At 61.1% G+C, this 23,444-nt stretch carries 28 protein-coding genes; 12 read left to right on the forward strand and 16 right to left on the reverse strand.

Annotated features, from left to right (window positions below):
* Positions 1–8: 8 nt before the first annotated feature.
* From GGR36_RS06670 to GGR36_RS06700, 7 genes are all read right to left on the reverse strand, one after another.
* Positions 9–1,001: a substrate-binding domain-containing protein gene (locus tag GGR36_RS06670; protein WP_183633312.1), complete on the reverse strand. Its 993-nt coding sequence runs from the start codon at positions 999–1,001 to the stop codon at positions 9–11.
* 70 nt (positions 1,002–1,071) lie between these two features.
* Positions 1,072–1,209 carry a hypothetical protein gene (locus GGR36_RS21615; protein WP_221229495.1) on the reverse strand — a complete coding sequence of 46 codons (138 nt, stop codon included), beginning with the start codon at positions 1,207–1,209 and terminating at the stop codon, positions 1,072–1,074.
* Between the two features lie 64 nt (positions 1,210–1,273).
* A complete protein-coding gene (locus GGR36_RS06675; protein WP_338086635.1) occupies positions 1,274–1,672 on the reverse strand; it encodes a type II toxin-antitoxin system VapC family toxin in 399 nt (132 codons plus the stop codon).
* A 617-nt stretch (positions 1,673–2,289) separates the two neighbouring features.
* Positions 2,290–4,023, reverse strand: coding sequence for a hypothetical protein (locus tag GGR36_RS06685; protein ID WP_183633316.1), 1,734 nt, complete (start codon positions 4,021–4,023; stop codon positions 2,290–2,292).
* Positions 4,024–4,691: 668 nt separating this feature from the next.
* Positions 4,692–5,201: a GNAT family N-acetyltransferase gene (locus GGR36_RS06690; RefSeq protein ID WP_207064294.1), complete on the reverse strand. Its 510-nt coding sequence runs from the start codon at positions 5,199–5,201 to the stop codon at positions 4,692–4,694.
* Positions 5,202–5,303: 102 nt separating this feature from the next.
* On the reverse strand, positions 5,304–6,176 hold the full coding sequence (locus GGR36_RS06695; protein ID WP_183633318.1) for a class I SAM-dependent methyltransferase: 873 nt from the start codon (positions 6,174–6,176) through the stop codon (positions 5,304–5,306).
* Positions 6,177–6,329: 153 nt separating this feature from the next.
* Positions 6,330–6,881 carry a pyridoxamine 5'-phosphate oxidase family protein gene (locus tag GGR36_RS06700; RefSeq protein WP_183633320.1) on the reverse strand — a complete coding sequence of 184 codons (552 nt, stop codon included), beginning with the start codon at positions 6,879–6,881 and terminating at the stop codon, positions 6,330–6,332.
* A gap of 64 nt (positions 6,882–6,945) precedes the next feature.
* On the opposite strand from GGR36_RS06700, the gene GGR36_RS06705 reads away from it, so the two are divergent.
* Positions 6,946–7,149: a hypothetical protein gene (locus GGR36_RS06705; protein WP_221229496.1), complete on the forward strand. Its 204-nt coding sequence runs from the start codon at positions 6,946–6,948 to the stop codon at positions 7,147–7,149.
* 467 nt (positions 7,150–7,616) lie between these two features.
* On the opposite strand, the gene GGR36_RS06710 is transcribed toward GGR36_RS06705, so the two are convergent.
* The 4 genes from GGR36_RS06710 to GGR36_RS06720 form a co-directional block, all read right to left on the reverse strand.
* Positions 7,617–8,000 carry a PDZ domain-containing protein gene (locus GGR36_RS06710; RefSeq protein ID WP_183633340.1) on the reverse strand — a complete coding sequence of 128 codons (384 nt, stop codon included), beginning with the start codon at positions 7,998–8,000 and terminating at the stop codon, positions 7,617–7,619.
* Positions 8,001–8,128: 128 nt separating this feature from the next.
* The gene (locus tag GGR36_RS06715; RefSeq protein ID WP_183633342.1) at positions 8,129–8,884 is read right to left on the reverse strand and encodes an HD domain-containing protein; all 756 of its coding nucleotides are present in this window, start codon (positions 8,882–8,884) and stop codon (positions 8,129–8,131) included.
* An 86-nt stretch (positions 8,885–8,970) separates the two neighbouring features.
* On the reverse strand, positions 8,971–9,234 hold the full coding sequence (locus tag GGR36_RS21620; protein WP_221229497.1) for a hypothetical protein: 264 nt from the start codon (positions 9,232–9,234) through the stop codon (positions 8,971–8,973).
* Positions 9,235–9,238: 4 nt separating this feature from the next.
* Complete coding sequence (locus tag GGR36_RS06720; protein ID WP_221229498.1) at positions 9,239–9,766, reverse strand: hypothetical protein; 528 nt, start codon at positions 9,764–9,766, stop codon at positions 9,239–9,241.
* 713 nt (positions 9,767–10,479) lie between these two features.
* Here GGR36_RS06720 and GGR36_RS06730 point away from each other — a divergent pair.
* The 11 genes from GGR36_RS06730 to GGR36_RS06780 all read left to right on the forward strand — a co-directional run bounded on the left by GGR36_RS06730 (position 10,480) and on the right by GGR36_RS06780 (position 20,329).
* Complete coding sequence (locus GGR36_RS06730) at positions 10,480–10,971, forward strand: DUF2938 family protein (protein ID WP_183633348.1); 492 nt, start codon at positions 10,480–10,482, stop codon at positions 10,969–10,971.
* A 32-nt stretch (positions 10,972–11,003) separates the two neighbouring features.
* Entirely contained in the window at positions 11,004–12,179 is a 1,176-nt protein-coding gene (locus GGR36_RS06735) for a sensor histidine kinase (protein ID WP_183633350.1), read from the forward strand.
* Complete coding sequence (locus tag GGR36_RS06740) at positions 12,176–12,991, forward strand: LytR/AlgR family response regulator transcription factor (RefSeq protein WP_183633352.1); 816 nt, start codon at positions 12,176–12,178, stop codon at positions 12,989–12,991. The genes GGR36_RS06735 and GGR36_RS06740 overlap by 4 nt, the downstream gene beginning before the upstream one ends.
* Positions 12,992–13,594: 603 nt before the next feature.
* Complete coding sequence (locus GGR36_RS06745; RefSeq protein ID WP_183633354.1) at positions 13,595–14,029, forward strand: FixH family protein; 435 nt, start codon at positions 13,595–13,597, stop codon at positions 14,027–14,029.
* Positions 14,029–14,406 (forward strand): FixH family protein, encoded by a 378-nt coding sequence (locus tag GGR36_RS06750; RefSeq protein ID WP_183633356.1) that lies wholly within the window; start codon positions 14,029–14,031, stop codon positions 14,404–14,406. Before GGR36_RS06745 ends, GGR36_RS06750 begins: the two co-directional genes overlap by 1 nt.
* A 32-nt stretch (positions 14,407–14,438) precedes the next feature.
* Entirely contained in the window at positions 14,439–15,761 is a 1,323-nt protein-coding gene (locus GGR36_RS06755; RefSeq protein ID WP_207064293.1) for a cytochrome c peroxidase, read from the forward strand.
* 74 nt (positions 15,762–15,835) lie between these two features.
* On the forward strand, positions 15,836–16,435 hold the full coding sequence (locus GGR36_RS06760) for an MATE family efflux transporter (RefSeq protein WP_183633358.1): 600 nt from the start codon (positions 15,836–15,838) through the stop codon (positions 16,433–16,435).
* A complete protein-coding gene (locus tag GGR36_RS06765; RefSeq protein ID WP_183633360.1) occupies positions 16,435–16,791 on the forward strand; it encodes a GIY-YIG nuclease family protein in 357 nt (118 codons plus the stop codon). Before GGR36_RS06760 ends, GGR36_RS06765 begins: the two co-directional genes overlap by 1 nt.
* Entirely contained in the window at positions 16,788–17,135 is a 348-nt protein-coding gene (locus GGR36_RS06770; protein ID WP_183633362.1) for a helix-turn-helix domain-containing protein, read from the forward strand. Before GGR36_RS06765 ends, GGR36_RS06770 begins: the two co-directional genes overlap by 4 nt.
* 860 nt (positions 17,136–17,995) lie before the next feature.
* A complete protein-coding gene (locus tag GGR36_RS06775) occupies positions 17,996–19,405 on the forward strand; it encodes a site-specific integrase (RefSeq protein WP_183633364.1) in 1,410 nt (469 codons plus the stop codon).
* 243 nt (positions 19,406–19,648) lie between these two features.
* Positions 19,649–20,329, forward strand: a complete 681-nt coding sequence (locus GGR36_RS06780) for a hypothetical protein (protein WP_183633366.1) — start codon at positions 19,649–19,651, stop codon at positions 20,327–20,329.
* A gap of 201 nt (positions 20,330–20,530) precedes the next feature.
* On the opposite strand, the gene GGR36_RS06785 is transcribed toward GGR36_RS06780, so the two are convergent.
* From GGR36_RS06785 to GGR36_RS06805, 5 genes are all read right to left on the reverse strand, one after another.
* On the reverse strand, positions 20,531–21,427 hold the full coding sequence (locus GGR36_RS06785; protein ID WP_183633368.1) for a hypothetical protein: 897 nt from the start codon (positions 21,425–21,427) through the stop codon (positions 20,531–20,533).
* Positions 21,424–21,678: a hypothetical protein gene (locus GGR36_RS06790; protein WP_183633370.1), complete on the reverse strand. Its 255-nt coding sequence runs from the start codon at positions 21,676–21,678 to the stop codon at positions 21,424–21,426. Before GGR36_RS06790 ends, GGR36_RS06785 begins: the two co-directional genes overlap by 4 nt.
* A gap of 35 nt (positions 21,679–21,713) precedes the next feature.
* Entirely contained in the window at positions 21,714–22,268 is a 555-nt protein-coding gene (locus GGR36_RS06795) for a hypothetical protein (protein ID WP_183633372.1), read from the reverse strand.
* Entirely contained in the window at positions 22,265–22,504 is a 240-nt protein-coding gene (locus GGR36_RS06800; protein WP_183633373.1) for a helix-turn-helix transcriptional regulator, read from the reverse strand. Before GGR36_RS06800 ends, GGR36_RS06795 begins: the two co-directional genes overlap by 4 nt.
* A 138-nt stretch (positions 22,505–22,642) precedes the next feature.
* Complete coding sequence (locus GGR36_RS06805; protein WP_183633374.1) at positions 22,643–23,332, reverse strand: hypothetical protein; 690 nt, start codon at positions 23,330–23,332, stop codon at positions 22,643–22,645.
* Positions 23,333–23,444 lie beyond the last annotated feature (112 nt).

Raw genomic sequence — 23,444 nt, forward strand, 5'->3', positions numbered from 1 at the left:
ACAATCGTTCAGTCGGCGCTGTCCTTCGTGATGAGCCGCGCGTCGACCTTGATCTCGGTCGGAACCGCTTCGCCGCGCAGCGCCTTCAGCGCAGCCTGGACGCCCTGATAGCCTTGCTCGGCAGCCTGCTGGTCCACGGTCACCTGCATCTTGCCGTCCTTGACCGCCGCCTTCGCTTCATTCAGGGCATCAAAACCCGCCAGCAGCACATCCTTGCGACCGCTTTCCTGGATGAACTTCATGACGCCGATCGCCATCATGTCGTTGGCGCAGAACACAAGTCGAATGTCTGGATGGGCCTTGAAGATCGATTTGGATACTTCATACGCCTCGTCGATCTTCCAGTTGGCCGTCTCCTGCGCAACGAGTTTGATCTTCGCGTTCTCCTTGAAGGCGCGCTCGGCCCCGGCCCGGCGTTTCTGCGCGTTATCGGCAGTGCGAATACCCTCGAGTATCGCTGCCGACGTCGGTTTGGTGGCCTGCTCGGCAATGAAACGCGCCGACTGGTAGGCGGCGGCTTCGTTATCCACGCTGATGAACGGCACCTCGCTCATACCGCTCTTCTTCATGGCGTCCGCATCAAGCCGGTTGTCGATATTGACCACCTTGATTCCGGCATCCTGCGCCTTCTTCAAGGCTGGCACGACACGCTGCGAATCGCCCGGTGCGATCACGATCGCATCCACCTTGGCCTGAACCATTTCCTCGATGATCTGGATCTGTTGCTCGATCGAGGTTTCCTGTGTTGCGGTCTTGACCAGCAAGGTCACGCCGCCCTCCTTTTCCGCCCGGCGCGCGCCCTTCTCCATTTCCACAAAGAAGGGATTCGTCAGCGTCTTCATGACAAGCGCAACCTTGAAATCGCGTTTCGCCGGCCCGGCAGGGGTCGATTGCACCTGCGCCGATTGCGCAGTCACCCCTGATACCGACTGACTCTTGTCTCCACACGCAAGCAGCGTCAAGGCCGCAGCTGCCACCAGCAATCCACCCATGAACCGCATAGATCCCCCCTCAGGTCAGCGCAAAATCCCGCGTGCCTCCCCGCGACACGGCACGTGAGAGAGCTTACGGTCAGAGGGCGGCGAACTTGAGCAGCACATTGCAGTGCGCCGACTTGCCCGGAACATCGGGCTCGATGGGCATCGCGTTCAGCGGCAACTCGCAAGCCCGATGGCGGACGCTAAACGTGCGTTCAGCCAGCAAACGCATTGACGGAAATGGCGGGCCAGATAAGGCCGCACGATTCAAAGAGCCAGCGCAGCGAAGCGGCCGGTCAGATCAGAATGATGGTGTCGCTGTAGCGTGCCACCGTGCTGTCGTGGGTCAGCAGGCGCAATGGCTCCGTCAACGCCTGTGCGACAAGCAAGCAGTCGAAAGGGTCGGCGTAGTGGGCAGGCAGGCCTTCCACGGCGGCGGCGTGTTCTGGCTCGATGCTCAGTAACCGATAGCCAGCCTGCTGGAAGAACGCCAGTGCGTCGGCACCCGAGATCGGCATGTCGCCGCGCCGAAGACCGTGTTTGATCGCGATTACCCAGACACTGACGGCGCTGACCCAGACGGTGTTGCGCGGCGCTTCAATGTGCGCACGCGCTTCATGGGATAGCCTCGGGCTGTCCGCGATCGCCCACAGCGCAACATGGGTGTCCAGCAGGAGGTCACGAGGCTCCAACACCCAGGAACAGCGCCGCGACGGCGTCATTGTGGGTGTCGATATCATCCGGCACGACAAAACGCCCCTTGGCGACACCAATACGGGCACCCGCCGTTGGCGTATCGATCGGTCACAGCCTCGCCGCCGGCCGTCCATTCCGGGCAATCACTATCTCCCACTCCTGACCAGTTTCGAGCGATTCCACCAACCGCGACAGCGTCGTCTTGGCTTGCAACATGCTCACTGTGCTCATCACTGCACCTGCTTAGTCTTGTCTAGCTAAGTGCAATCTAGCGATCGCGGTGACAAGATGCAACGCGCGGCGATCAGCTGCCGTGTGGCGCATCGCGTTCGCGCGATCTTGAAGATGCCCAACGGCCGCTTTGGGTCGGGCTGGGCTTCGGCCAATAGCGGTCGTTGGCACCGGCACGCGCACCTGGCGATCACTCAATGGAAGCCGCCGCTCACGTCTCGCGCAGGGTCAGATGGATTGATAGGTTTAGCGTCCTGATCTTGGCACTTTGGATAGTGGCGTTTGACGAAAGACGAACTTGGCAGTCTTTCGTGCGCCAGACACGAATAAGATTTGGGGGTCGCCCCAAATTCCGCCCTTGGGCCAAGGCCACCCTCCCTTTGCCTCACGCAAACATCACCTGCAACGCATTCCCAACGATTGCGAAAGTGGGCGTCATGCCATCGACGCTGTTGCCATTGAACTGGTCCGCCGAGAAATCGGTGAGGTTCGGCGCGGTCAGCACCGTGTAAGGCCTGCCAGCGCTGACGCCGCTACTCTGGAACGATAAGGTCGTTGGGTACGGCAGTGCCAGCGCGCCGGTTAGGGTCAGGCTGGTCGGGGTGCTGCCGAGCGTCACTCGGATGATGCCGCCGCGGAGTTCGAGGTTGGCCAGCGTGACGCCGCCGGCGTGGTAGCTGAGATCGAGTTCGCCATTGTCGACGAGCGAGATGCTGGACGTACCGCCGGAGGAATTGTCGTAAAACGCGATCTTGCCTCCATAGCCGCCGTTCGTGCCGCCGTACGCAAACAGCACCGCGTTGCCCGCGGTCGAGGTGCCGGAAAACGTCGTGTAACCACCCGAGGCACCCGAAATATAGGCGCCGAGGTTGTAGAACGTTCCCTCGCCGGCGGTGGGAACGTTGCAGCTATCGCCGGCGCTGCCCGTGGAGTCGCTATTGGTATAGACCGAGAACGCAGTGAAACCTGCTGCGCCACCCGGTGCGGCGGCGGGGTGGTTGTAGAAGGTGGCACTGCCCGCCGTCGGAAAATAGCTGCTCGGCTGGTTGATCGAAAAAATCGTATGTCCGGCGGTGGCGTTGCCGGAGATCGTGCTGCCGTAGTTGTTGAAGATGCCGTTGGCCGCAGTCGGCGAACCGTGTCGGGCACTGAACTCAACATGGCCACCGCCGCCCTGTTCGCTATTGCGCGCACCGAAGTTGAAGTAGGCGCCGTTCCCCGCTGATGCGCCCCCCAGGGTTACCTCTGGCGGATTGTTGTTGAAACTCGTGACGCCGCCGTAGGCCCCGGCCGCCGGTGCGGCGTAATTGTAGAAGTGCCCGTAGCTGCCGCTGGCGGTGCCGTCGAAAGCCACGTCGCCGCCATTCGCTTTGCTGAAAGTCCCGCCCTTGTTGCAGAAGTGCGCGTCGCCTGCTGTCGAATTGTCGTAGAACTGCGTGTTGCCGCCATCGCCACCGGAAACCGTGCCGCCGATGTTGGTGAAAGTGGCGTTGGCAGCTGTCGAACTATCGTGGAACACGGCGTTGCCGAAGGTGTCGCCATCGCTGCCGAGCGAGCCGTAGATGGTGAAGCTGGCCGACGCCGCGGTCGAAGAATCGCCGAAGCTGATCTCGCCGCCCACCGTGCTGCCATACCGCGGTGGCGTGCCGGCGCCGGTCCACGCCATAAAGTTGGCCGCACCGGCGGATGAGGTGTCGGCAAAGCGAATCACGCCGCCGCCGGAATCTTGTGCCGTTGCCGGGCCGGCGCAGTAGTAATTGTTGGCGCCGCCCGCCGAAGCGGAATGGGTGAACTTGAGCTGTGGATTCTGATACCCGCTGCTGGCAGCGGCGACGATGAAACTCTGCTGACTCATCGAGTTGTTGGTCACGCCGTTGCCGGCAATGACCAGCGTTGGCGTGGTGGGCGACGGCGCGCTGAAGGTGAAGGTATAGGCCGACGCCCCTGCCGCGAATTCGATGCTGTTCACCACACTTCCCGATGCCTGCGAAAAGCTGATGCCCGTCTGCGTCGAACTGGCGAATGCCGCGGCATCGCTGGGCACCCCGGCGGGGTTCCAGTTGCTAGCCGTGTTCCAGTCGCCGCTGCCTGCTTCAAGGTTCCAGGTGGATGTGGGCATGTTTGTCTCTGTTGTTGGGTGGGATCGATTCAATACCAAAGCTAACGTTGCACGTAACGGGCACCGAAGCGCCAGCAGAGGGAGGCCAAGCTGTGTAGCAGTTTGGGGGTCCGTATGACAGACCTGTTAGGGCTTGCCGGCATAGCTCGTTGCGAGTGATTCGCCTGTAGGGGTTATCAAATCACCGAGTCTCCAGCACTGGGGAGGCGGCGCCGACTTCAGGTGCAGCACAACTTCACGGTCAGTGGTTGGAACGCCGGGCTCGATCAAGAACTGATAGTGCATGGCTACCCGTGTGACGGAATGGCTTCGTTCCTTGATCGAGTACCTTACGGGCGCGCTCACCTCGCCGTCCTGTGCGCCCAGCCACGGTTCGTAGTCAAGGTGGCACACGTACCCGTCGCCTTCGCAGCGATAGTGCGCCCGAAGGAGTTTGTAGAGTTCCGGCGTGACCATATTCTTGAGCCCCGGTGTTGGCGCGGCATAGAACAGCCGATGGGCGCGAAAGAAGCCGCGCGCAAACTCTGTGGCGCTACGCGGCCCGCACTGGGGGTGCGCATGTGCAAGCGATGCAGCGCAGAGAAGGCCAAACGCCAGAAGGCGACGCAATGGGTGAGCGCTAACGTTCGTAAGGGGATGCCCGCGGGCCAGTCCCCTTGACGGAAGGGTCAGGCCGCCGGCCGCGGAATGAGATAGACATTGCGGTGCTCACCGTCGGGAAATACTTGCCGGGCGACTTGGACTCCGCCCAGGCGGAGAATAAGGGCCTTTGCGGCTTCGTTGGCATCGGCACAGTATGTGTGAACAGCCTCCCAACCGAACTTGACGTAGGCGTGTTTGACTACAGCAAGCGACGCTTCAACTGCGTAGCCCCGACCGCGCGCTTCGGGAAGCAGCCACCAGGTGAGTTCTCTTGGCCACCCACGCCCCTGCCAGAACCCGCAAACACCGAGGACTGCCGCGTCTTCGTGGCGACGAAGAGCCCAGACACCGAACCCTTGCAGGTACCAAGCCCCGATGTCGTATGCCAAGCGAGACCATGCTGCAGCGGGCGACAGAGGACCACCGTAGGCCGCCGACGCTTCGGCGTCGGTGTAGAAGTGCTGATACGCCGAATCACAGGTGGAGTCTGGCGGAATGAGTTCAAGGCGCTCAGTTCTGAGAGTTGGAATCAGCATGGCACTCGATTGTGCGGCTAAACGTCAAGCTTCAGCCGCAGCGGCATATGCGTCGGCTGCATGTGCTTGTTGGGCGCCGCGGTTTCTCGTAGCCACCCGTTTCTATGTGTCAGCAGATTCGAACAGAACAAAGCCTGCATACCGTTTCATCTCTCGGCGACGCTCTGCCGAGGCGGCAAATGCCAGGATGCGCATCACGAGTCGTGTGATGAGAGGAAACGGCGCGGGACGTCGCAGTCGTTCCCCTTCGATTGCAAAATACCGGGTCTCCTTCGGCTTCCAGCCGATCCTCAAAAAGAAACCGAGATAATCCTTCGGCTCGAACAGGAACGGCGCGTTTTCCATCGACTTGCTCATGCCACTTCGCCGTCGGTATTCATACGACGCTGGGGAAAAATAGTCCACGACCCAATACCAGATTGACTCACGCGCCCCAAGGTCCTCCCCGAGGGAAGCAACCGCTTCTTCGGACAGATAGGGAGTAACTGCCTCTGTCAATACGAGGACTTTTCCCGATCGGGTTGCCACTTCATCGAGTAATGTCTGTCTGGCATCAACGTCGGCAAGGTCCAGTCTCACCCGCTCCAGTCGGCACCGCGGCGTCTCGCCGGCAAGACGGGATTCCTTCAGTTCGATGACGTGTGGGTAATCCACTTCGATCCAACGGAGCGAATCTGGGAGCTCCATTCGGTATGGCCTGGTGTCCAGCCCGGCGCCAAGGTTCAGAACGGTGTCAACACCCTCTGCGATCGCACCTTGAATGAAATCATCGATGATGCGAGTACGAATTACAACTGACCAGCCGCCGACGAAAGCCTGCTTCGGAAGGTTGTCGATGATCATCTTTCCATGGTCACCGGCAAGTTTCGCTGCCAGCGGATCATGAAATATCGCGTTTGGGTGATTCGTCTCCCTGGCACGGTAAGCGGCTGCCATGAAAGCCGTGTCGGAGACTTGATTGATCTGTGCTTTCATTTCTTATCCGCTCAATTCCAAAGAGTTTGATTTGTCCCGGCCCGTGAAAGCCACAGAGACACGTCTCCTGGTGCCAAACATTGAAGGTAAAGGGCGTCCCGCAAGCGAGACATCCAGCGGAGGCCGAAGGCCCTCGCCGCCTTGACCGAAATGCTAGCCCCCATGTTTAACGATATGGGTGGGTGCTCCATCAATGCTGAATTGGTTCTTTTGCGCCCAATATTCCTTGATGCCGTCATCACCTTTTTTGGCAGCCCAGTCCCTTAACAGCTCTCGATCACCCTCGTAACTGAAGTAGGGCACTGCCATGCCGCAGGAAGACTGCACCAACTCGACCTCCAGATCGAAAATTTGGCGAGCTCCGGGAAGCGAAGGCAATAGGGCTTGCAACTGCTGCCACTCGGGGCTGGTTTTGTGAATGACTTTTGCAGTGCCGTAGAGACGAAGGATGATAGGCGCCCCGTCAAACGCACAAAACATGATTGTCATGCGCGGGCTGGACTGAACATGTGCAGCCGTTTCATTGCCGCTGCCTGTGACGTTAAGCCACACGACACGTTTGCTGTTGATGACGCGTAAAGAGTCCATGCCTTTGGGGGAGATGTTGACTCGGCTATCTGCGGTCGCCGTGCCAACGAAGAACAGCTTTTGCTGAGCGATGAACTCAATATGTCGTTCAGATAATTCAGGATACTTCTGGCCCATGCTAGTGCTCCAGTGAAATTGGGCTAACTAGAAAGTCACCAGCACTGCGCGGCTTTGTCGTGCAGTGCCCGTGTGGATTGCCAAGCTAGCCCTCGGCTCAATGCTGACGTTTAAAGCGCTCAAGTTCAGCAATTTCCGTTTTGTCATGAATGACGCCAGTGTCATTGTGGATGAAATTGCTAAAGGTGATGCTAGTTTCCAGGACCAGGAAGAAGTTCATTTTCTGATTAGCGGTAGTTGCTATGTTGAATCGCCCCTGCATCCCTAAACCGTTTTCTGCCTGTTGAAATGCTGCTGTTCGAACTCGACCGGAAACATTTTCTCGGCGTGACTATGTCGACGTTTCGGGTTGATTTGAAGCCGTATTGGGCATAGAGGCCATGTGCATCTCGTGTCGCGAAAGCGAAACGGCGCAACCCTTGCAGTTGAGGATGTCCGACAATGTGTCGTAACAGAACGTTCGACAATTCCTTCCCTCTGTATGGCCCGAGGATATAGACATCTGCCAATTATCCAGAGGTGGCTCCATCTGTGACGACTCTTGCAAAACCAGATTGATTTCCATTGCAGATGACGCTCTTGGTCTTCTGACAATTCACAAGTCTGTGGAAGATTCATGACTGCCCCAAATAGGCAACGAGTGGATTTGCGCAAACCAAGTTCCAACACTGCAAGTAACCGACTCCGAAGCGCAGCGCTGGGCTGTCAGATTGATTGCACCGTCAGGCCGCCGCACTAGGGGGCCTTTAGCAAAGTGACGTCATACCCGGAACCGTCTTTGCGCTTGAACGCCAAGTGCTTTGGCTCACCGGGGCTGAAGTGCATAAGGGGCTTGAGCTTCACGCCGTCGCCACCGGGAACGCGCATGCCTTCGACGCGCACGAGTTCATCGCCAATCGCAATCCCGGCCGCTTCTGCTTGGCTTCCTGGCTCGACCTTGGCAACTTCGACCTTTTCGACTTTGGTGCTGAAAATGCCCTCCGTCGATACCCGAACTGCAAACCCAATCGGTTTGCCGCCACCCTCTGCAGCCTGCGCGTATATGGGCAATAAGATTAGGCCGCCAGCAAGCAAGATGCCGACGACGTTTCTGACGAAGCAAAGGATGCGATTTTCCATCTGCGTAATGAATAGGTAACTCAGCCGAAGAAGTGACCGACATGTCGAATGGAAAAGGGGGCAACCAAGCCAGACCCTACCCAGCAATTCAAACTTGGCCCCGTGTCGAAGGCACCAGAGAGACAAGTTCAGTCATCGAAAGGTGACGCAGCGACCAGATCAAGAAAGCCAAGTCGACGAACGAAGAGCCCAGCCCGAGAATTGGGCGCCGCTCTTGCCTCGTGGCTCATGCAGCGGCAGATGTGCCCTTTGAACCCGAGCCGCGGGTATTTCTCCAAGACCGCATCTCGGAGCGTTGGCGGCACCTCATTGAAGCGCAGACCGACAACGTCTAGGCCAGCACCCGCCTGTAACAGGTGCGCCTCTACGCCCTGCTCGATGCTCACATCAAGATTCATGTGAAGGATGATTGCTTCTTCAACGCGGCTGATTTCGTCCGCACTCGCGCATGCTTGCTTGAGAATGGATCGAGCAAGCCTTGCGCTGCGCAGCGTAAAGCACTCGGTAACAGGATGCGCGTCGTGCGATGTCAGGCCGAGATCGTGCAATTGGCAAGCAGCAAACAGCAGCCCGCGGTCGTACTGGAGGTCAGCGTTGAGGGCGAGCAGCGCGCCCCAGGCATAGGTGCGCCATCCGTGGTTGGTCAACCACTGAGGCTGAAGCCTCGCAGCCGCGCCTGACGATATCTGGGCCAGCGCGTCCCATGGCGGTGCGATGCTGTCGAGCGCTTGCGCGTCAAGCTGGTCGAGCACGCATCGTTGCTTCCTGTGGCGCGATGCGCGCAGGGTTAGCTGCTTGCGAACACCGCCCAAGGTAATCGCCCATTTTTCGCCAAGCGTTAGCGAGCCACCACGTTCGATCCATGCTTTCGATCCGATTGCCATGAATTTCCCAATCAAAGCGGGCGTCGCAAGACGACAACCCTTGGTTCAAGCGTTATGCGCCATCCGTACAGGTCCGATGGCATCGCTCACAGACTCCCGGCCCAAGCCGTCGCCTGTTGTGAAATACCCATGCCACGTAATCCGGTGGACATGACGGACTCGCACAACGCGCCAGACCTCATCGCGTGCAGGGCGGATTCGCTTTGTGTTTCGCGAATCAAGGCTCGATCCATCTTCCCGTGGGGTGAATCGACAATCTGGCGCTGCCGGTGAGCACAGTTTTGCGGCGACGTGTCGCTCACCACGGAAGATCTCTGGATGACGGCCTTGATGACGACTCTGCGTGCCATAGGCTCACCCCTGCCCTCGCGATCGCGCTTGCCGGGCGCGAGCCAGCATGACCCAGGTCACGATCAACGCTGCGGTCACGTCGAAGGTCATGCAGAACCCTGGCCAGACTCGTGGCACACCGTTGTTATGCACGAGATGGTGGTGGAAGGCGTCCATCACGCCGTGCCCGCCCAGCGCGACCACGGCGAACCACGGACTACGTTTGAAGCCAGCCACTGCCGCGACAATGAAGAGAGACGCGATGAGTACTTCGGACAACATGACTTCGTTGCGGCCATCGACGACGGCAAACGCCAGGTAGTACGACGCGACGGCGATCGTGACGGCGGGGTAGAACACGCGCTCCCGGTCCATGCACAAGCCTGCTGCGGCAGCGCAGAGAAACAGCGCAAGGGTGATTCCGACCATGTATTCCATGAGTTTCTCACCGTGCCTTACACGACGACGTGCCGGTGGCTCGTGGGTGTCGGCATCGACTTGAATGCGCTGAAACGCAAGTTCGAGCTGTTGCTGCGCGGCACCCGCAGCCACCAGATCAGAACCGACACCACGATCTGCGCCATTTGGCTAACGACGGACCTCGCGTCGCCGCGGCCACTGTCGGCCCGCTCCGCTATCCGTTTGCATGTTTCGTCCATGTTGCCCCTCCTGGTTGGCACGAACGCGAGGTGCATTCGATGAGGCGAACTATCAGTGACACCGGCTGGGCGGTGAGAGTGGAATGCGCCCAGCCGTCGAAATCAGTCCGGCAAGGGTCCGACGAGGCGCCTGAGCGGTGAAAGGATGGTGACGAACGGTGAGACGCGGGCGCCCGGCAACCCGGCTCAAGGCGATGACATGACCACTCAGTCGATCGCAGAGACAGCTCCCGCACCTGAGACGACTCTTCGTCTCATGAGGCTGGCTGCGCGCTGCCGCAGCACCGAAAGTTCAGCCATCGATGACATCCCGTCGTCGATGCAACCCAGAGGAACACCACCATGAACGCCAATCAGCAACTTCCCTGCAACTGCACCCCGTGTCCGGGCGCCGCATGCACCTGCGGCTGCCAGCAAGCCGCCGCACAAACCGGCTGCGCCTGTGGCCCGCAATGCCAATGCGGCGCGCTGTGCCAATGCGGCACCAGCGCGCAATCCTGAGCCGGATTCCAGCCGGCATGTCGCCGACGGTCGCCACACAGCCTCCGTCGGCGACCTGAAATCGCGGGTCCATCCCGCCTAGCGTCCACATAAAGGAACCTGTCTGTGAACGACTTCGTCCTGGCCTATATCGGCGGCATCGTAGGCGCCGCCCTGATGGACATTACCGAGACGCTCGCCGCCCGGGCGGGCCTGACAAGTGGCGTCAGCGTCGCCTTGGTCGGCCGCTGGGCGCTGGGCCTGCTGCGTGGGCAATGGACTCATGCCGATATCTCCCGCGCCCCGGCAGCGTCTGGCGAGGTGCCGGCAGGCTGGGCGTTTCACTTTCTTGTCGGCGGCGGCGGAGTAGCGCTGCTGTATGCGGCGATCGTCCGTACCATGGGGTTGAACGGGCCGATCCACCACCTTCTGGGTGGTGTGTGCTTCGGTGTGGCCACCTCGTTGCTGCCCTGGCTACTGCTACTGCCAGCCTTCGGTTGGGGCTGGTTCGGGCGGCGCGGGCCGCAAGGAACCAACGCCTTGTTGGCCAGCACGGTCTCGCACCTTCCCTATGGGCTCGGTGTCGGCGTTGTGATGGCGCTGGGCTCCAGTATCTAGCTTCTTGGCGCCGCCCCAGGGCGGCTCTACAGTTGCACCGGCTGGTTCATACTCGTGTAGGACTGCCACCCACCATGTACCTTGCTCCGACCCCCACCGCCGAATTGTGGCCCGATACGCTGAAAGGCGTGTTGCGGGCCGCTGCCGCCGCAGCTGTCTTCTGGGCGCTCGCTGCGACACTGCTGTACTTGCTGTCTCCAGGGCTCGATACGTGGCCCAGGCTGATGGTCTTCCACGAGTGCGTAGGCATGACGATGGTGGCCTGCGTACTGCTGCTCAGGCGTGCGCGCGCCTTCTCGCGATTCCAGCCGATGGCGCGCTGGCTGCTGACGGGCTTGGTTGCGGTACCGACCGGATTCATCGTGGGCCACCAGTTTGCCTTCCTGCTGCTGGGCGAGCCCCTGCGCATGGTTGGTTTCATGAGTGTCAGCCTGATACCAGTCCTCTTCACCCTCCTTGTAAGTGGCGTGGGGTTCCACTACTACGCCACACGCGAGCAGTTAGCGAAGGAAGCAGCCGCGCGCTCAGAGGCGCAGCGTCTGGCGCTTGACGCGCAGTTGCGCCTGCTGCGGGCGCAACTCGAGCCGCACATGCTGTTCAACACGCTGGCCAATCTGCGTTCCTTGGTGCGCGAGGATGTCGATCGGGCCGAGTCGATGATCGACCAGTTGAATGTCTACCTGCGCAGCGCACTCGCCGCGTCGCAGACCGAATCGGTCTCCCTCAGCAGCGAGTTCGCCCAGTTGCGCGCCTACCTGGACATCATGGCGCTGCGCATGGGGCCGCGGCTGAGCTATCGGCTCGAGTTGCCTGCAGCCCTGGAGCGGACCGAGGTTCCGCCAATGCTTTTGCAGCCGCTGGTGGAAAACGCAATCAAGCATGGGCTTGAGCCCAAGGTCGGCTCAGGCAGCATCGAGGTGATCGCATGTGCCACGCCTGCGGGTATCGAGATCCGCATCAACGACAGCGGACTCGGGCTGCCTGCGGACGAGCACCATGAACCGGCCCCGCGCTCGCCTGGAGCAAGCTATGGCCTGCAGCACGTGCGCGATCGGCTGCAGGTGATCTATGGCCCTGCCGCGGAGCTCAGCCTGGAGCGGCGCCAGCCCACGGGCGTCAGCGCCCGGGTGTTCATACCCAGCCGATCCGGCCTGCACGGCGCGCACCAATCACCTGAACCATCGACTCATCGAGAGGGATCAGAATGACTTCGATCACCGCCCCGACCGCTGTCATCGCCGAGGACGAACCAGTTCTCGCGCGCACGCTGACTCGCTTGCTGGAACAGGTATGGCCCGAACTGCGCATCGTCGGCGTCGCCGACGACGGTTTGCGAGCGACCGAACTCGCGCTCGAACTCGTGCCCGACGTGATGTTTCTCGACATCAAGATGCCGGGGCGCACCGGCATCGAGGTGGCCGAGGTGGTTGCAGACGACTGGCCCGCCGACAGGGCCGCGCCGCTCGTTGTATTCGTTACGGCTTACGATCACTTCGCGGTCCCGGCTTTCGAGCGCGCTGCGGTCGATTACCTGCTCAAGCCCGTCACTGCCGATCGCTTGCAGCAGAGCGTCGCAAGGCTCAAAACACGGTTGGCCGAACGTGCCGCATCACCCCAGGCAGGCGACATGGCGGCGTTGATGCAGCGCATGCAGTCGCTGGCCGCGCCGGAAGACACCCGGTCCGATGCTGCCGATCGTATCAAGGTGATCCGCGCCGGAGTGGGCAACACCGTGCGCATGATCCCGGTTGCCGACGTGATTTGCTTCGAGGCCACCGAGAAGTATGTGAACGTCGTGACCCAATCGGGCGAGGCGCTGGTGCGCATGAGCATGCGCGAACTGATTGCGCGCATCGACTCGACCGACTTCATACAGGTACATCGCAGCCTGATGGTCAACGCGACCGCCATCCTGAGCGCCACGCGCGATGAGAACGGACACTACGGCCTGGTCATGCGTGGGCTGGAGCGCCAGTTGAAGGTCAGCCGCGCCTTCAGCCACCTGTTCCGGCCGATGTAGGCGCTCCGCGCGCGATGCTCGGCGTGTGCGGCTGGAGCGTTGGCCGTCGCGGTCAGGTTCTAGCCCGCTCAAGAGAGTGCTGACGCGCCTGCAGGTCGTGTGCATCCACCGCTTGCGCGAGGTACTGCTCCTCTCTGCTGAGGGTACGCCGCCTGACGAGCAGGGCGGAAATCATGCGTAGCAAGTGTTTCATGGATGAGTTCCGTCAGGTTTTAGGGTGAGGTCCGGGAATCCGCGACGACGCGCAGTCGTCGATGACCTTCACTCTCGTCGCGCGCCTCTCCAGCGCAAAACCGTCTGAGACGAATCGTCGTGTGCCATCCGGGAACGGTCTGTGGCGCCGACCGAGCGGTAGCTGGCATCAGCGCATCTGGCTATCGCGTCGGCGCGGCCAAGCACAAGTAACGGACCTGTGAAGCGCCAGTCAGCGCTTTGGTGCGCCCCATTCGGTCGATCAGATCGACCGATTGCGGACGCCGGCGCACCACCGATCGCACGGTGCTGTCGCCCGTGGTCGCAGAGAACGAAAGTACCTTCGCCTCATCGCCAGATCGGACGGTGAGTCAGAACGCCCAACCCCCATCAGCATTGCGAGACCACACCATGAAGCGCTTCATTGCCATCGCCCTTGCGTTTGCAGCCGCCGCCTCGGCAGGCTGCGCGTCGACGCCGTCCGACCTCGACCTTTCGCTCACCCGCCCGACGGTTGACGGCAAGTTCGTCGTCACGCTGCAGCCACCGGCAACGCCCCCCGCCATCAATCAGCTGCATACATGGCAGGTCAGGCTCGCTTCGCAAGACGGAGCCCCAGTCACCCATGCGCAGATCAAAGTCGACGGTGGCATGCCACAGCATGGGCATGGTCTGCCAACGCGACCCCAGGTGACGCAAGCGTTTTCCGACGGTACCTATTTGATCGAAGGCATGAAGTTCAGCATGACCGGCTGGTGGGAGATCAAGCTGAGCATCGACAGCCCCCAAGGCAGCGACAAGGTGACCTTCAATACTGTTGTGTCCGAACGCGGCGTCGATCGCTGATGCGCCCAAAGAGCCTTCTGCTCCTGTCATTCACTCGCCCGCCGGCCGACAGCAAGTTCGTTGTCACGCTGCACCCGCCGGCGACGCCGATAGCCATCGACCAGGCGCACACCTGGCAGGTCAGGCTCGCTTCGCAAGATGGCGCACCGATCAAGCATGCACGCATCAATGTGGACGGCGGCATGCCGCAGCACGGGTATGGCCTGCTGACGCGACCCCGGGTGACACAAGGAGTGACCGACGGCACCTACGTGATCGAGGGCATGACGTTCAGCACGACGGGCTGGTTGGAGATCCAGCTGACCATCGAAAGCCCTCAGGGCAGAGAACGAGTGTTCTTCGACGTCGCGGTGTCCGAGTACGGCGCCAGTCACTGACGCACCCAAGGCCCCAATTTTCGGAGACGACCATGCGCAACGTTGTTTCGCTCGTTTGGATGCTCAGCTGCTTTGCGACCGCCTGCTCGGCGCTCGTGGTGAGCTTCGCCCATGCCGCTCCCCGATCTTCTGGCTCGGGCGCGGACGGGTGGAGCAAGGACGAGATGGCCGCCTTGGCCTCGCTCAGCCTGAAGCGTTTGCCGCCGGTACCGGTGGATCCTTCCAACGCGTTCGAGCGCCTGCCTGCAGCAGTCGATCTCGGCAGGCGCATCTTCAGCGACGCACGCTTCAGCCGCAACGGCGCCGTATCGTGCGCGAGCTGCCATGACCCACAGAAGCAGTTCCAGGACGGATTGCCGGTGGGGCGCGGTGTCGGGACAGGTTCGCGCCGCTCGATGCCGATTGTGGGCGCGGGCTACAGCACCTGGCTGTTCTGGGATGGCCGCAAGGACAGCCTTTGGTCGCAGGCGCTCGGTCCGCTCGAAGATGCTGCAGAGCACGGGGGAAACCGCACGCGACTCGCTCGGCGCTTGGCGTCGAACTACCGCAAGGAGTACGAGGCTGTCTTCGGCAAAATGCCGTCGCTGGATGGTCTGCCGGAAGACGCAGGGCCCAAAGGGGGCGCGGCAGAGAACGCCGCCTGGGCGAGGATGAGCACCCGCCAACGAGAAGACGTGTCGCGGATCTTCGCGAATGTGGGCAAGGCCATCGCGGCGTATGAGAAATCACTGAAGTACGAACCAACCCGGTTGGATCGCTACATTGATACCGTGTTGAGCGGCCAAACTGCGACGCAGGAATCGCTCCGGACCGACGAAGTGAGGGGCCTCCGCCTGTTCATCGGCAAGGCGCAGTGCGTGACCTGCCACAACGGCCCCTTGCTCACCGACCAGCAGTTCCACAATACCGGGGTGCCGCAGCGCGACGTTGCGCGGCCCGATCGCGGCCGTGCCGATGCAACCGGCAAGGTGCGGGACGACGAGTTCAATTGCCTCGGGCCGTTCAGCGATGCGCAGCCGAGCCAGTGCCAGGAGCTGCGATTCATGGTGAGTGACGACCCAGCACTGGAAGGTGCGTTCAAGACTCCAGGCCTTCGCGGCATAGCGCAGCGTGCGCCGTACATGCATGCGGGACAGTTTGCGACACTGGAGCAGGTTGTGCGTCACTACATCGCGGCCCCCCATGCCGCGGTGGGCCGCTCTGAACTGACGCACCGGCACGGCGGCAAGATTGACAGTGCCAAGCATGTCGAGCGTGCGCCGATCGAGCTCACAGACACCGAAGTGGCCGACCTCGTCGCGTTCCTCGGCACGCTGAACACCGACAGACCGCCAACGCTTCCCGCCGTGCAGTGAGTACGGGTAGTTGTCAGCGGATCCTGCTCACCTCCATGGAAGCTGATGCATCGGGAGTTAGCTGCCAGTCGCACATGCTGCGCATCGGCCTGCCGGCCGCATTGCAGATGCTAGCGATGGCGCTTGCTGAGATCGTGCTGCTAGGTCTGGTGAACCGTTACGGGTTGGCCGCTACCGCCGCCTATGGCGCGGCGACGCAGGTCCTGGGCTGGGTGCATTTCCCGGCGATGAGCCTGGGCATTGCCGCGGCGATCTTCAGCGCGCACGCAGTCGGCTCGGGACGGCGCGAGAGGCTGCCGGTGATCGTGAGTACCGGGCTGCGCTTGAACGCCCTGTTCACCGCGCTGTTCGTTGTCGCTGTGCTCTTGCTCGCGCAGTTTGCGCTGCGCGTGTTCCTGGAACCCGGATCCTTGCTGAAGCAGGCGGTCACCATCGTGCGCACCGTCGCCTGGAGCGTGGTGCTACTCGGATGGAGCAACGTGCCGGCGGGCGCGATCCGCGCGAGCGGCGCGGCGCTGGTGCCGGCGCTCCTCAGCATGGCTGCGATCGTTGGCGTCTGCCGTAGCGCTGGAAGCGCGCTTCGGCCTGGCAGGCGTGTTCTGGGCTTGTCCTGCCGTGTTCCTGGCCATGCTTGTGCTGCATGGACTCTACTACCTTCACAAGGAGAAAAATGATGGACTCTTCCGCCAACCAGATCGTGCGCTCGACGCGGCGGGTGGCCGCGCGCCAGGCGCGTGACACCTTCCCGCCCATGGGCATCTACGCCATCCGCGACCTCGCGAGCGGCCACCTGCTGCTCGGCGCGAGCAGCAACGTGCACGCGGCGCTAAATCGCGCTCGGTTTGAACTACGCATGGGCAAGCATGCAGACCGCGTGCTGCAAGCGGAGTGGAACCGCAGCAGCGTGGACGGACTCGCATTCGGAGTGCTGGAACTCGTTACGGAACGCGAGAATGCCGAGTACGACTACGCGAGCGAACTGAAAGCGCTGGAGCAGATCCACCGCGAACTGCAAGGGCTGGCGCCATGAGCGAAGAAGCCTTGCAGGCCTGCGTGGACCGGCACCTGGAGCACGCAGCCTTGGTGTTCATGCTCGACGACGAACTCGGCACCCATCACGGCCCCTCGTGGGGCGATTTCGTGCTGCTGACGGTGCTTGATGCCGCCGGCGGCGCTGCACCCGCGACGGAGCTCGCGCGCACCTTGCGCACACCGGCCTCGCACTTGCTGCTGCGGCTGCTGCCGCTGGAGAAGACCGGGCTAGTGGAGCGCGCGGCGGATGGCGAGGGCAAGCGTCGCGTCACTCTGCGCCCGCTAGGCCGGCGACTGCTGCACGAGGCGAGGGACACGGCGGCGCACGCTTGCGTGCGCTGATTTTGCCTCGGCGCCTATGTATCGTGGAGCGAGCCCGACCTGGGACATGCGGGCATATGTGCCAATGACCTTCCAACAGTTGTCAGCTTTGGGTCGATCCATGGCCACCATGGGATTTCAAAGCCGACGTTCGCGTGCCCACCGTGCGCGACTATCTGAATGTCGGTTAAGGCTGAGGACCTGTCGACGAGCGGTCGCCTGCACTGACCACTGCGCTCAGTTTCCTGACTTTGACAAAACAAAGAAGCGCTCGCCCGAATTGGATCGCGATGCGACGGTCAAGACCAGCGCCGGATGTCAGCCACGACCGGCACAGCGGTCAACCGGTACCAGCGCCAGCAGTAGCAACTTTCGGAGCAGACAGGACTGATCCCGAATTGAAGCTTTAGGGAGAAACCAACGGGGCCACGTAACGCCGAGGGCGCGACAAGTCCGCGGGCAACTTGGAGCACGCACGCAGCCAGTCAAGAGGCACGAAGTATTGCAGGGCATCAACGACGCGCTACGGCCACGGAAGCGGAAGCCGGAACTTGCGCCCTGCCCCCGGCGAAACCGCAAGCAAGCGGCAAACAGGCACAGTACAGGCACAAAACGCGCGTTCGACCACCAGAAAGCAAAAAGCCCAGTCCGAAGACTGGGCTAAGTGCTTGATTTAGGTGGCGCATCCGGCAGGATTCGAACCCACTACCCCCTGGTTCGTAGATAGGTTCAACCCAGTCTGCTGCAGTCTATCAACGTCTTCAATCTCCGCCCCATCCATTGCAAACACTGGGATTTAGCAATCCAACTGTCTGCACAAGTCCTGTAGAATCCTTCAAAAACCACGCTCAAACGGGCACCAAACGGGCACCAGGGAAAATATGGGCAAGATCACAGTTCGCGAACTCACTCAGCGTATAACCGGCTCGGACATCTGGCTGTCCGACGACGCACCCAAGGGCGCAGGGCGATTTTGCGCACGCATCACCCGGAGCGGCGAACAAATCTTCTACTTCCGATACACCAGCGAATCCGGAGAGCGCGTCCGCCTCCCGCTCGGCAGATTCGACGCTACAGGAAAGAACGGTCTGACCCTGGACGCGGCGCGCACCAAAGCCGGCGAGTTGTCAAAGCTCTACCAGTCCGGCGTCAAGAACGTCCGCGAGCATCTGGAACAGTCCGCACGATTGGAACAAGCGCGACTGGAAGCGGAGGAGGCCCGCCATGAGGCTGAGAAGGCCGCAGCGGAAGCCGAACAGCAGCGCATATCCAAACGTCGTACCGTTGAGCAGGCTGCGCGGCAGTGGTTCGCAGCACCAGGCAAACGCAGCGGCCAGCCCAAGAGCACCGAACTCATCCGCCGTTTCGAGCGTGACGTATTCCCGAAGATTGGCGCATTGGCCTTGGAAGACGTGAAGAAAGGCGATCTCCGCACGCTGCTTGAAGCGATCGAAACACGCGGCGCGCGCGTCCTAGCCCGGCACATGATTGCCGATCTGCGGCAGTTCTTCGACTATTGCGTCTCCTTCGACTGGATAGATGCATCCCCGGCAGCGTCAATCAAGCGGACGGACATCGGCGCCAAGGCCGAGGAGCGGGCACGGGTGCTTTCTGAGGCTGAAGTCCGGGCGCTTCCCCAAGCACTAAAGAGCGCCCACATGGCGAGAAGCACCGAACTGGCAATTTGGGTCATGCTTTCAACGAGCTGCCGCGTCGGCGAGTTGTCCAAGGCCAGATGGGAGGACGTCGACTTGAACGCCCGGACTTGGAAGATTCCCGAAGACATAGCAAAGAACGGCCACGAACATACCGTCTTCCTATCGCCGTTCGCTGTCCGCTGTTTCGAGGAACTGCGCCCCCTCTCCGGGATGACCGAAGACGATGCAGGGAATCTACTCCCCTGCCCGTGGGTACTGCCCGCGAAGCACCACAAGGAACACGTCTGCGAGAAGTCGATCGCGAAACAAATCGGCGACCGGCAGCGCGGCGATCGTGGCGCAATGAGCAACAGAACGGCCCACACCTCGGCGCTGATGATGCCGGGCGGAAAATGGACGCCCCACGATTTGCGGCGAACGGCAGCAACCATGATGACCGCGCTTGGCGTGCTCCCGGAGGTGGTGGAGCGCTGCTTGAATCATCTGGAACAGAATCGCATGAAGCGCATTTACCAGCGTCACGACTACGCCCCGGAGATGCGCGAGGCATGGCGACTGCTGGGCGACCGCCTGGAACTGCTGACTAGCGCCGCAGAGAACGTAGTCACCTTGAAGCCACGCACCGCAGCTTGAGCTGATGAGGTGAGACAGGCCGCCGGGGCGCCGTTTCCGTTTAAATTCCGTTCAAGCTTTGTTCAAGTTCGTCCGGAGGTGAGACACGTGTTTGGCGGCGCTTGAGAGAGAGACCGCGATAGATCAAAGGAGCTTGCGATTTTCTAGGACTTCGCGTTGGCGCCTCAAGTTTCGCCTGACTCCTCTTGTAACATCCTCGTCCGGCACAGTGCCCAAGCAACCAGATTCAAATTAGGAACGCTCATGAGAGAAATACTGCTGATGGCGCTAGCTGCTTGCTACGCCGTGAGCATTTCGGCTGCGGAACCGAAACCCAAGAAGGCATTGTCCGCTACCAAGGTCGAGCAACCAAAGGCCGTCGCTCGAACACCCACGGGACCAGTCGGCTTTGGCGCACTGAAAATCGGCATGACCAAGGATGCGGTCGAAGCGCTTAATGAAGCGGACGGCATCTACCTTGCAGGCCCGCTAGTGCCGGACGTCTCGAAGGAAGGGCTTCCCGAGAACAAGGCCAAATTTAAGACGTCCGTCGCCTCACCGTTGAACGCCAAGCCGATGGAAGCGTCGCTCACCTTTGAGAACGGCAAGCTCAGCAGACTTTCTCTTACGGTTGACGACAGGAAGGAGCGCGTCAAAGCGCTAATTAGCGAGAAATACGGGGCCGGCAAGGTGCAAGACACTCGGGAGGAAAAACAGTGCGCCTATCGAAACGGAGCTGTTCTCAAGGCAACCTCGGGTTACATCAAGACAACGTGGGTCGAACCAATTTCGGAGACGGAACAAGTTGAGGCAGGGCTAAGCGAACTAACGATGGAGACGTGCCCGGGAAGCTTGAAATATGAAATGTTCCGATTCGCCACGGCATCACTCACCATCGAACGTGTACCGATGAATGACAAGAACAATGCAGCCAACCTGTTCTAGGTCCAGATTCGCTTGAGTGCTGCGCCCCCAGTCGATGAATTCAGCAGCAAGGAGTGACGGTGGTCAGCCCTTGCTTCCGTTCTCCGTCAGCCAATGTTGTCAGCCCCTAACCCGTTGCAGAGCGCGGGCTTAAGGGGCTGACGAGTTGGGCGGTCGGCTCTGCTTAGTATCTCTCCTCCCGGAGGGATACAGCTGCCCCCCTCAGACGATCAGCGACTTGGGAAGATCGCGGCGCAGTTTCTCGATGGCGTTGTGTGCCTGCTGCCGGGTCATCGGCGCGACCATCCCGGAGTAGAAGTGCGCAGCAAGTTGGGGGCTCCAATCCGCCACGACGCAACACTTCCAGAACCGCAGGCGATCTATGCAGCTCCGAGCCCTGTTCGTCGCGTCACCTCTCGCCTGAACGACCGTCAGCGCCGCAGCAACCTTGGGCTCAAGAGCGGGGAACGACAGGCCCGCACGTGCATCAAGGTGCAGGAAGACAAGCTCGCGCCCCAGTGCAGCAGTGTTCCGCCACTCGCCTTTGCGCTGATGCGGCGTTTGCTTGGCAAAGCGGTACCACTCAGCTGCAAGCTCAGACAAGAGCTTGTTGCAGTTCGCAGCGAAGAACGGGCGGCGCCCCTGCGTTGCTGGCAACCTGAAGCGCTGGCGCTGTTGCAGCGCGCAGCGCCGCAGCCAGAGCAGATCAAGCATAAACAGCAACATTCGATCGAACATCGCACGCTTGATGGGATAAAACTTGGGTAAGCCGTAGAGCGCAGGCGGAACTCCGCGATCGACAAGCTGAGCGCCAAACAGGACAAACAGCACTCCTGCCTTGATGCGCCGATCGGCTGTCTCCTCGTCATCACAAACGAGGGCGTAAAGCTTGCCCATCGCAGACAGCGCCTGTGCGCTGGCCGGAAGGCGTCCAGACTGCTCGAATGCACGCAGCGCCTTGATGATCTCTTGCCAGAGGCTGTCACGACCTTCCGAATCGTCATTGTCGGCAGCCCCGTCGCCACCATTCATCTCATCGTCGCTTGGAGGCTCCGGGATGAACGAAAAACCCCGCTCATCGAGCGGGGCTGGCAGTTGATCGTACGAGGGCGCGTTCATGCTTCGACGAACGCCGCTGGGCGCTCATACAGCGACAGCACAAGCGTAGCGAGTTGGTTGCTCAAGTCCTGGTTGAGACCAGCGAGAATCGCATAGCGATCAACGGAATCGGCCTCTTCCCTTGCCTGCTCGACACGGACAAGAAAGAAGTCGTCCGCGACCATGCCTCCGAGTGTTTCAAGCTCGCGCATCTGCTCGCGAATGCGGGCCTCCAATGTGTCACAAGCGCCGCCGATCGCGGCGATCTTCACCGCAGGTCGGGTGCCAGAATGGTTCTCGCCTCCGGTCATTTGAAGCCATCCGTGAGTTTGTCCAGCTCAGCCCCCGTAGGGAATTCCATCAATTTGAACGCTTCCATGTCAAAACCGGACATCGGGTCAAACATTCGGCCCGCCGCCTGCAGCGCCGATTCGACCGCCGACAGGTTAGTGAAGGTGGCAGCGCCGTCTTGCAGACGTGCGCAGATCAGCCAGCGCCCCGGAAGCACCGCCGACTCGATGATGGTTATCGGGAACGGAAGCTCGACGTCGCCCGGGTTGGAGCCGAGCACGCGTGATGCCAGGACGATTTCATGCGAAACGTCGATCGGGAGTTCCAAAACCGTCGGCAGCGTCGCCGGAAGGTAAGGCTTGATCGCGGCACACACGGTTATGAAGTGCCGGAGCCCTTCGGCGGGACTGAGATGCGGCGCCGTAGTCTTTGCTACCGCCTTCCGCCCTTCGTCCTTGTAGTGGCCTGTTTGGTTGAAGCCGAGATGGGGCGCGGCGCCGTCGATCGCCGCCAACTCCTCTTCGTCGAGGCGGATGCGCTCGTCGCCAATGCGAATCTGTATCGAACTCATTGAACGCCCCCTTTCGTCGCACGGGGCAAAGCGTCGATGAAGGCAGCAATCTCGTCGGCATAGAAGCGGGTCGAGGCGCCGACCTTAACGGGCGCGGGCAGTTCGCCCTTCGCCAGCATGTCATAGACCTTCGCGCGTGAGACACCGAGGACCGCTTGAGTCCGCTTCAGGTCGATGAGATAGCGCAGCTGCGGCACGTAGCCGCCTTGCGGGAACTGCTTTGGATTGTCTTGCATGGAAACCCCTTTCTGTCTGGGCGTCTTCGGGCGTCGGTTGACACCCGTGTAACGCGGCAGAAGGAGTATCCGGCGCCCCATTCATCAAAAAAGGACAGTTGCGCACAAAAACCGCCCAGGAACCTTCCGAGGCCTCGCCTAGGGAAGCGCAGGGAGTCCGGTAAGGAAGGCTTCGAATTCCTCATCGCTCATCGTAACGAGCATGTCTTCTAGGCTCAGCCCCTCATCCGCGACAGAGACCTTGGTTGGGATGCCGGGCTTCTGGACGACTTCGCCCGTCGGTTTCAGCACGCGTCGCAACCCTGAGTGCTCGATCGCCTTGCGGACGGCATCGAGGGAGAGGGTTTCGTCGTCACGATGGCGCTGATGCCGCTGAGCGCTGACCAGGGCTTTCGGATGCCTCAGCGCCTTTAGAGCGAGCCGTTGTGCCTTGGCGCGCGCCACCGTGCGTGCGTGCGCCTCATTCAATGCTGCGTAGCCAAAGGCTGGAAACGCCAGCACCTCGTCAGTTGCGGCAATCCAGTCATAGACAAGCCGAACCGTGGAGTCACGGCGCTGCTCTTGCCAGTCCTTCGCGTTACCTGGCAGGTCGCACCAGTCCCGGAACAGGCCTACCAGGCACTGAAGATCGGACGCATCAAGGTTTGGCCTAGCCTCGTAGCAAAGCAACCACCGTTTCCGCTCGTCACTACCTCGCCAACGGCCCCACCAGTCTTCCGAGCCTGCCCGGACTGAGGCTAACAAGCTCATGCGCAGCCCTCTGGCTAAGCGCTCCGCAGCCTCAATCTGTTCGTTACGCTCGAAGTCCGACAGCTGCTGTTTGCCCATACCCCCCCAAGTACGGCCTACAGGTTTCGACAAACGGGCACCAAACGGGCACCAGAACGCCATCCAGGCCTAGAAAAGCAAAAAGCCCAGTCCGAAGACTGGGCTAAGTGCT

Origin of the sequence: Niveibacterium umoris (genome assembly GCF_014197015.1) — a bacterium.
GTDB classification, from domain to species: domain Bacteria; phylum Pseudomonadota; class Gammaproteobacteria; order Burkholderiales; family Rhodocyclaceae; genus Niveibacterium; species Niveibacterium umoris.

What these genes read in the sequence shown, in the direction of transcription:
- GGR36_RS06670 (WP_183633312.1), bottom strand. Translation starts at nt 1,001, where the DNA reads ATGCGGTTCATGGGTGGATTGCTGGTGGCAGCTGCGGCCTTGACGCTG.
- GGR36_RS21615 (WP_221229495.1), bottom strand. Translation starts at nt 1,209, where the DNA reads ATGCGTTTGCTGGCTGAACGCACGTTTAGCGTCCGCCATCGGGCTTGC.
- GGR36_RS06685 (WP_183633316.1), bottom strand. Translation starts at nt 4,023, where the DNA reads ATGCCCACATCCACCTGGAACCTTGAAGCAGGCAGCGGCGACTGGAAC.
- GGR36_RS06690 (WP_207064294.1), bottom strand. Translation starts at nt 5,201, where the DNA reads ATGCTGATTCCAACTCTCAGAACTGAGCGCCTTGAACTCATTCCGCCA.
- GGR36_RS06695 (WP_183633318.1), bottom strand. Translation starts at nt 6,176, where the DNA reads ATGAAAGCACAGATCAATCAAGTCTCCGACACGGCTTTCATGGCAGCC.
- GGR36_RS06700 (WP_183633320.1), bottom strand. Translation starts at nt 6,881, where the DNA reads ATGGGCCAGAAGTATCCTGAATTATCTGAACGACATATTGAGTTCATC.
- GGR36_RS06710 (WP_183633340.1), bottom strand. Translation starts at nt 8,000, where the DNA reads ATGGAAAATCGCATCCTTTGCTTCGTCAGAAACGTCGTCGGCATCTTG.
- GGR36_RS06715 (WP_183633342.1), bottom strand. Translation starts at nt 8,884, where the DNA reads ATGGCAATCGGATCGAAAGCATGGATCGAACGTGGTGGCTCGCTAACG.
- GGR36_RS21620 (WP_221229497.1), bottom strand. Translation starts at nt 9,234, where the DNA reads ATGGCACGCAGAGTCGTCATCAAGGCCGTCATCCAGAGATCTTCCGTG.
- GGR36_RS06740 (WP_183633352.1), top strand. Translation starts at nt 12,176, where the DNA reads ATGACTTCGATCACCGCCCCGACCGCTGTCATCGCCGAGGACGAACCA.
- GGR36_RS06745 (WP_183633354.1), top strand. Translation starts at nt 13,595, where the DNA reads ATGAAGCGCTTCATTGCCATCGCCCTTGCGTTTGCAGCCGCCGCCTCG.
- GGR36_RS06750 (WP_183633356.1), top strand. Translation starts at nt 14,029, where the DNA reads ATGCGCCCAAAGAGCCTTCTGCTCCTGTCATTCACTCGCCCGCCGGCC.
- GGR36_RS06755 (WP_207064293.1), top strand. Translation starts at nt 14,439, where the DNA reads ATGCGCAACGTTGTTTCGCTCGTTTGGATGCTCAGCTGCTTTGCGACC.
- GGR36_RS06760 (WP_183633358.1), top strand. Translation starts at nt 15,836, where the DNA reads ATGCTGCGCATCGGCCTGCCGGCCGCATTGCAGATGCTAGCGATGGCG.
- GGR36_RS06765 (WP_183633360.1), top strand. Translation starts at nt 16,435, where the DNA reads ATGGACTCTTCCGCCAACCAGATCGTGCGCTCGACGCGGCGGGTGGCC.
- GGR36_RS06770 (WP_183633362.1), top strand. Translation starts at nt 16,788, where the DNA reads ATGAGCGAAGAAGCCTTGCAGGCCTGCGTGGACCGGCACCTGGAGCAC.
- GGR36_RS06775 (WP_183633364.1), top strand. Translation starts at nt 17,996, where the DNA reads ATGGGCAAGATCACAGTTCGCGAACTCACTCAGCGTATAACCGGCTCG.
- GGR36_RS06780 (WP_183633366.1), top strand. Translation starts at nt 19,649, where the DNA reads ATGAGAGAAATACTGCTGATGGCGCTAGCTGCTTGCTACGCCGTGAGC.
- GGR36_RS06785 (WP_183633368.1), bottom strand. Translation starts at nt 21,427, where the DNA reads ATGAACGCGCCCTCGTACGATCAACTGCCAGCCCCGCTCGATGAGCGG.
- GGR36_RS06795 (WP_183633372.1), bottom strand. Translation starts at nt 22,268, where the DNA reads ATGAGTTCGATACAGATTCGCATTGGCGACGAGCGCATCCGCCTCGAC.
- GGR36_RS06800 (WP_183633373.1), bottom strand. Translation starts at nt 22,504, where the DNA reads ATGCAAGACAATCCAAAGCAGTTCCCGCAAGGCGGCTACGTGCCGCAG.
- GGR36_RS06805 (WP_183633374.1), bottom strand. Translation starts at nt 23,332, where the DNA reads ATGGGCAAACAGCAGCTGTCGGACTTCGAGCGTAACGAACAGATTGAG.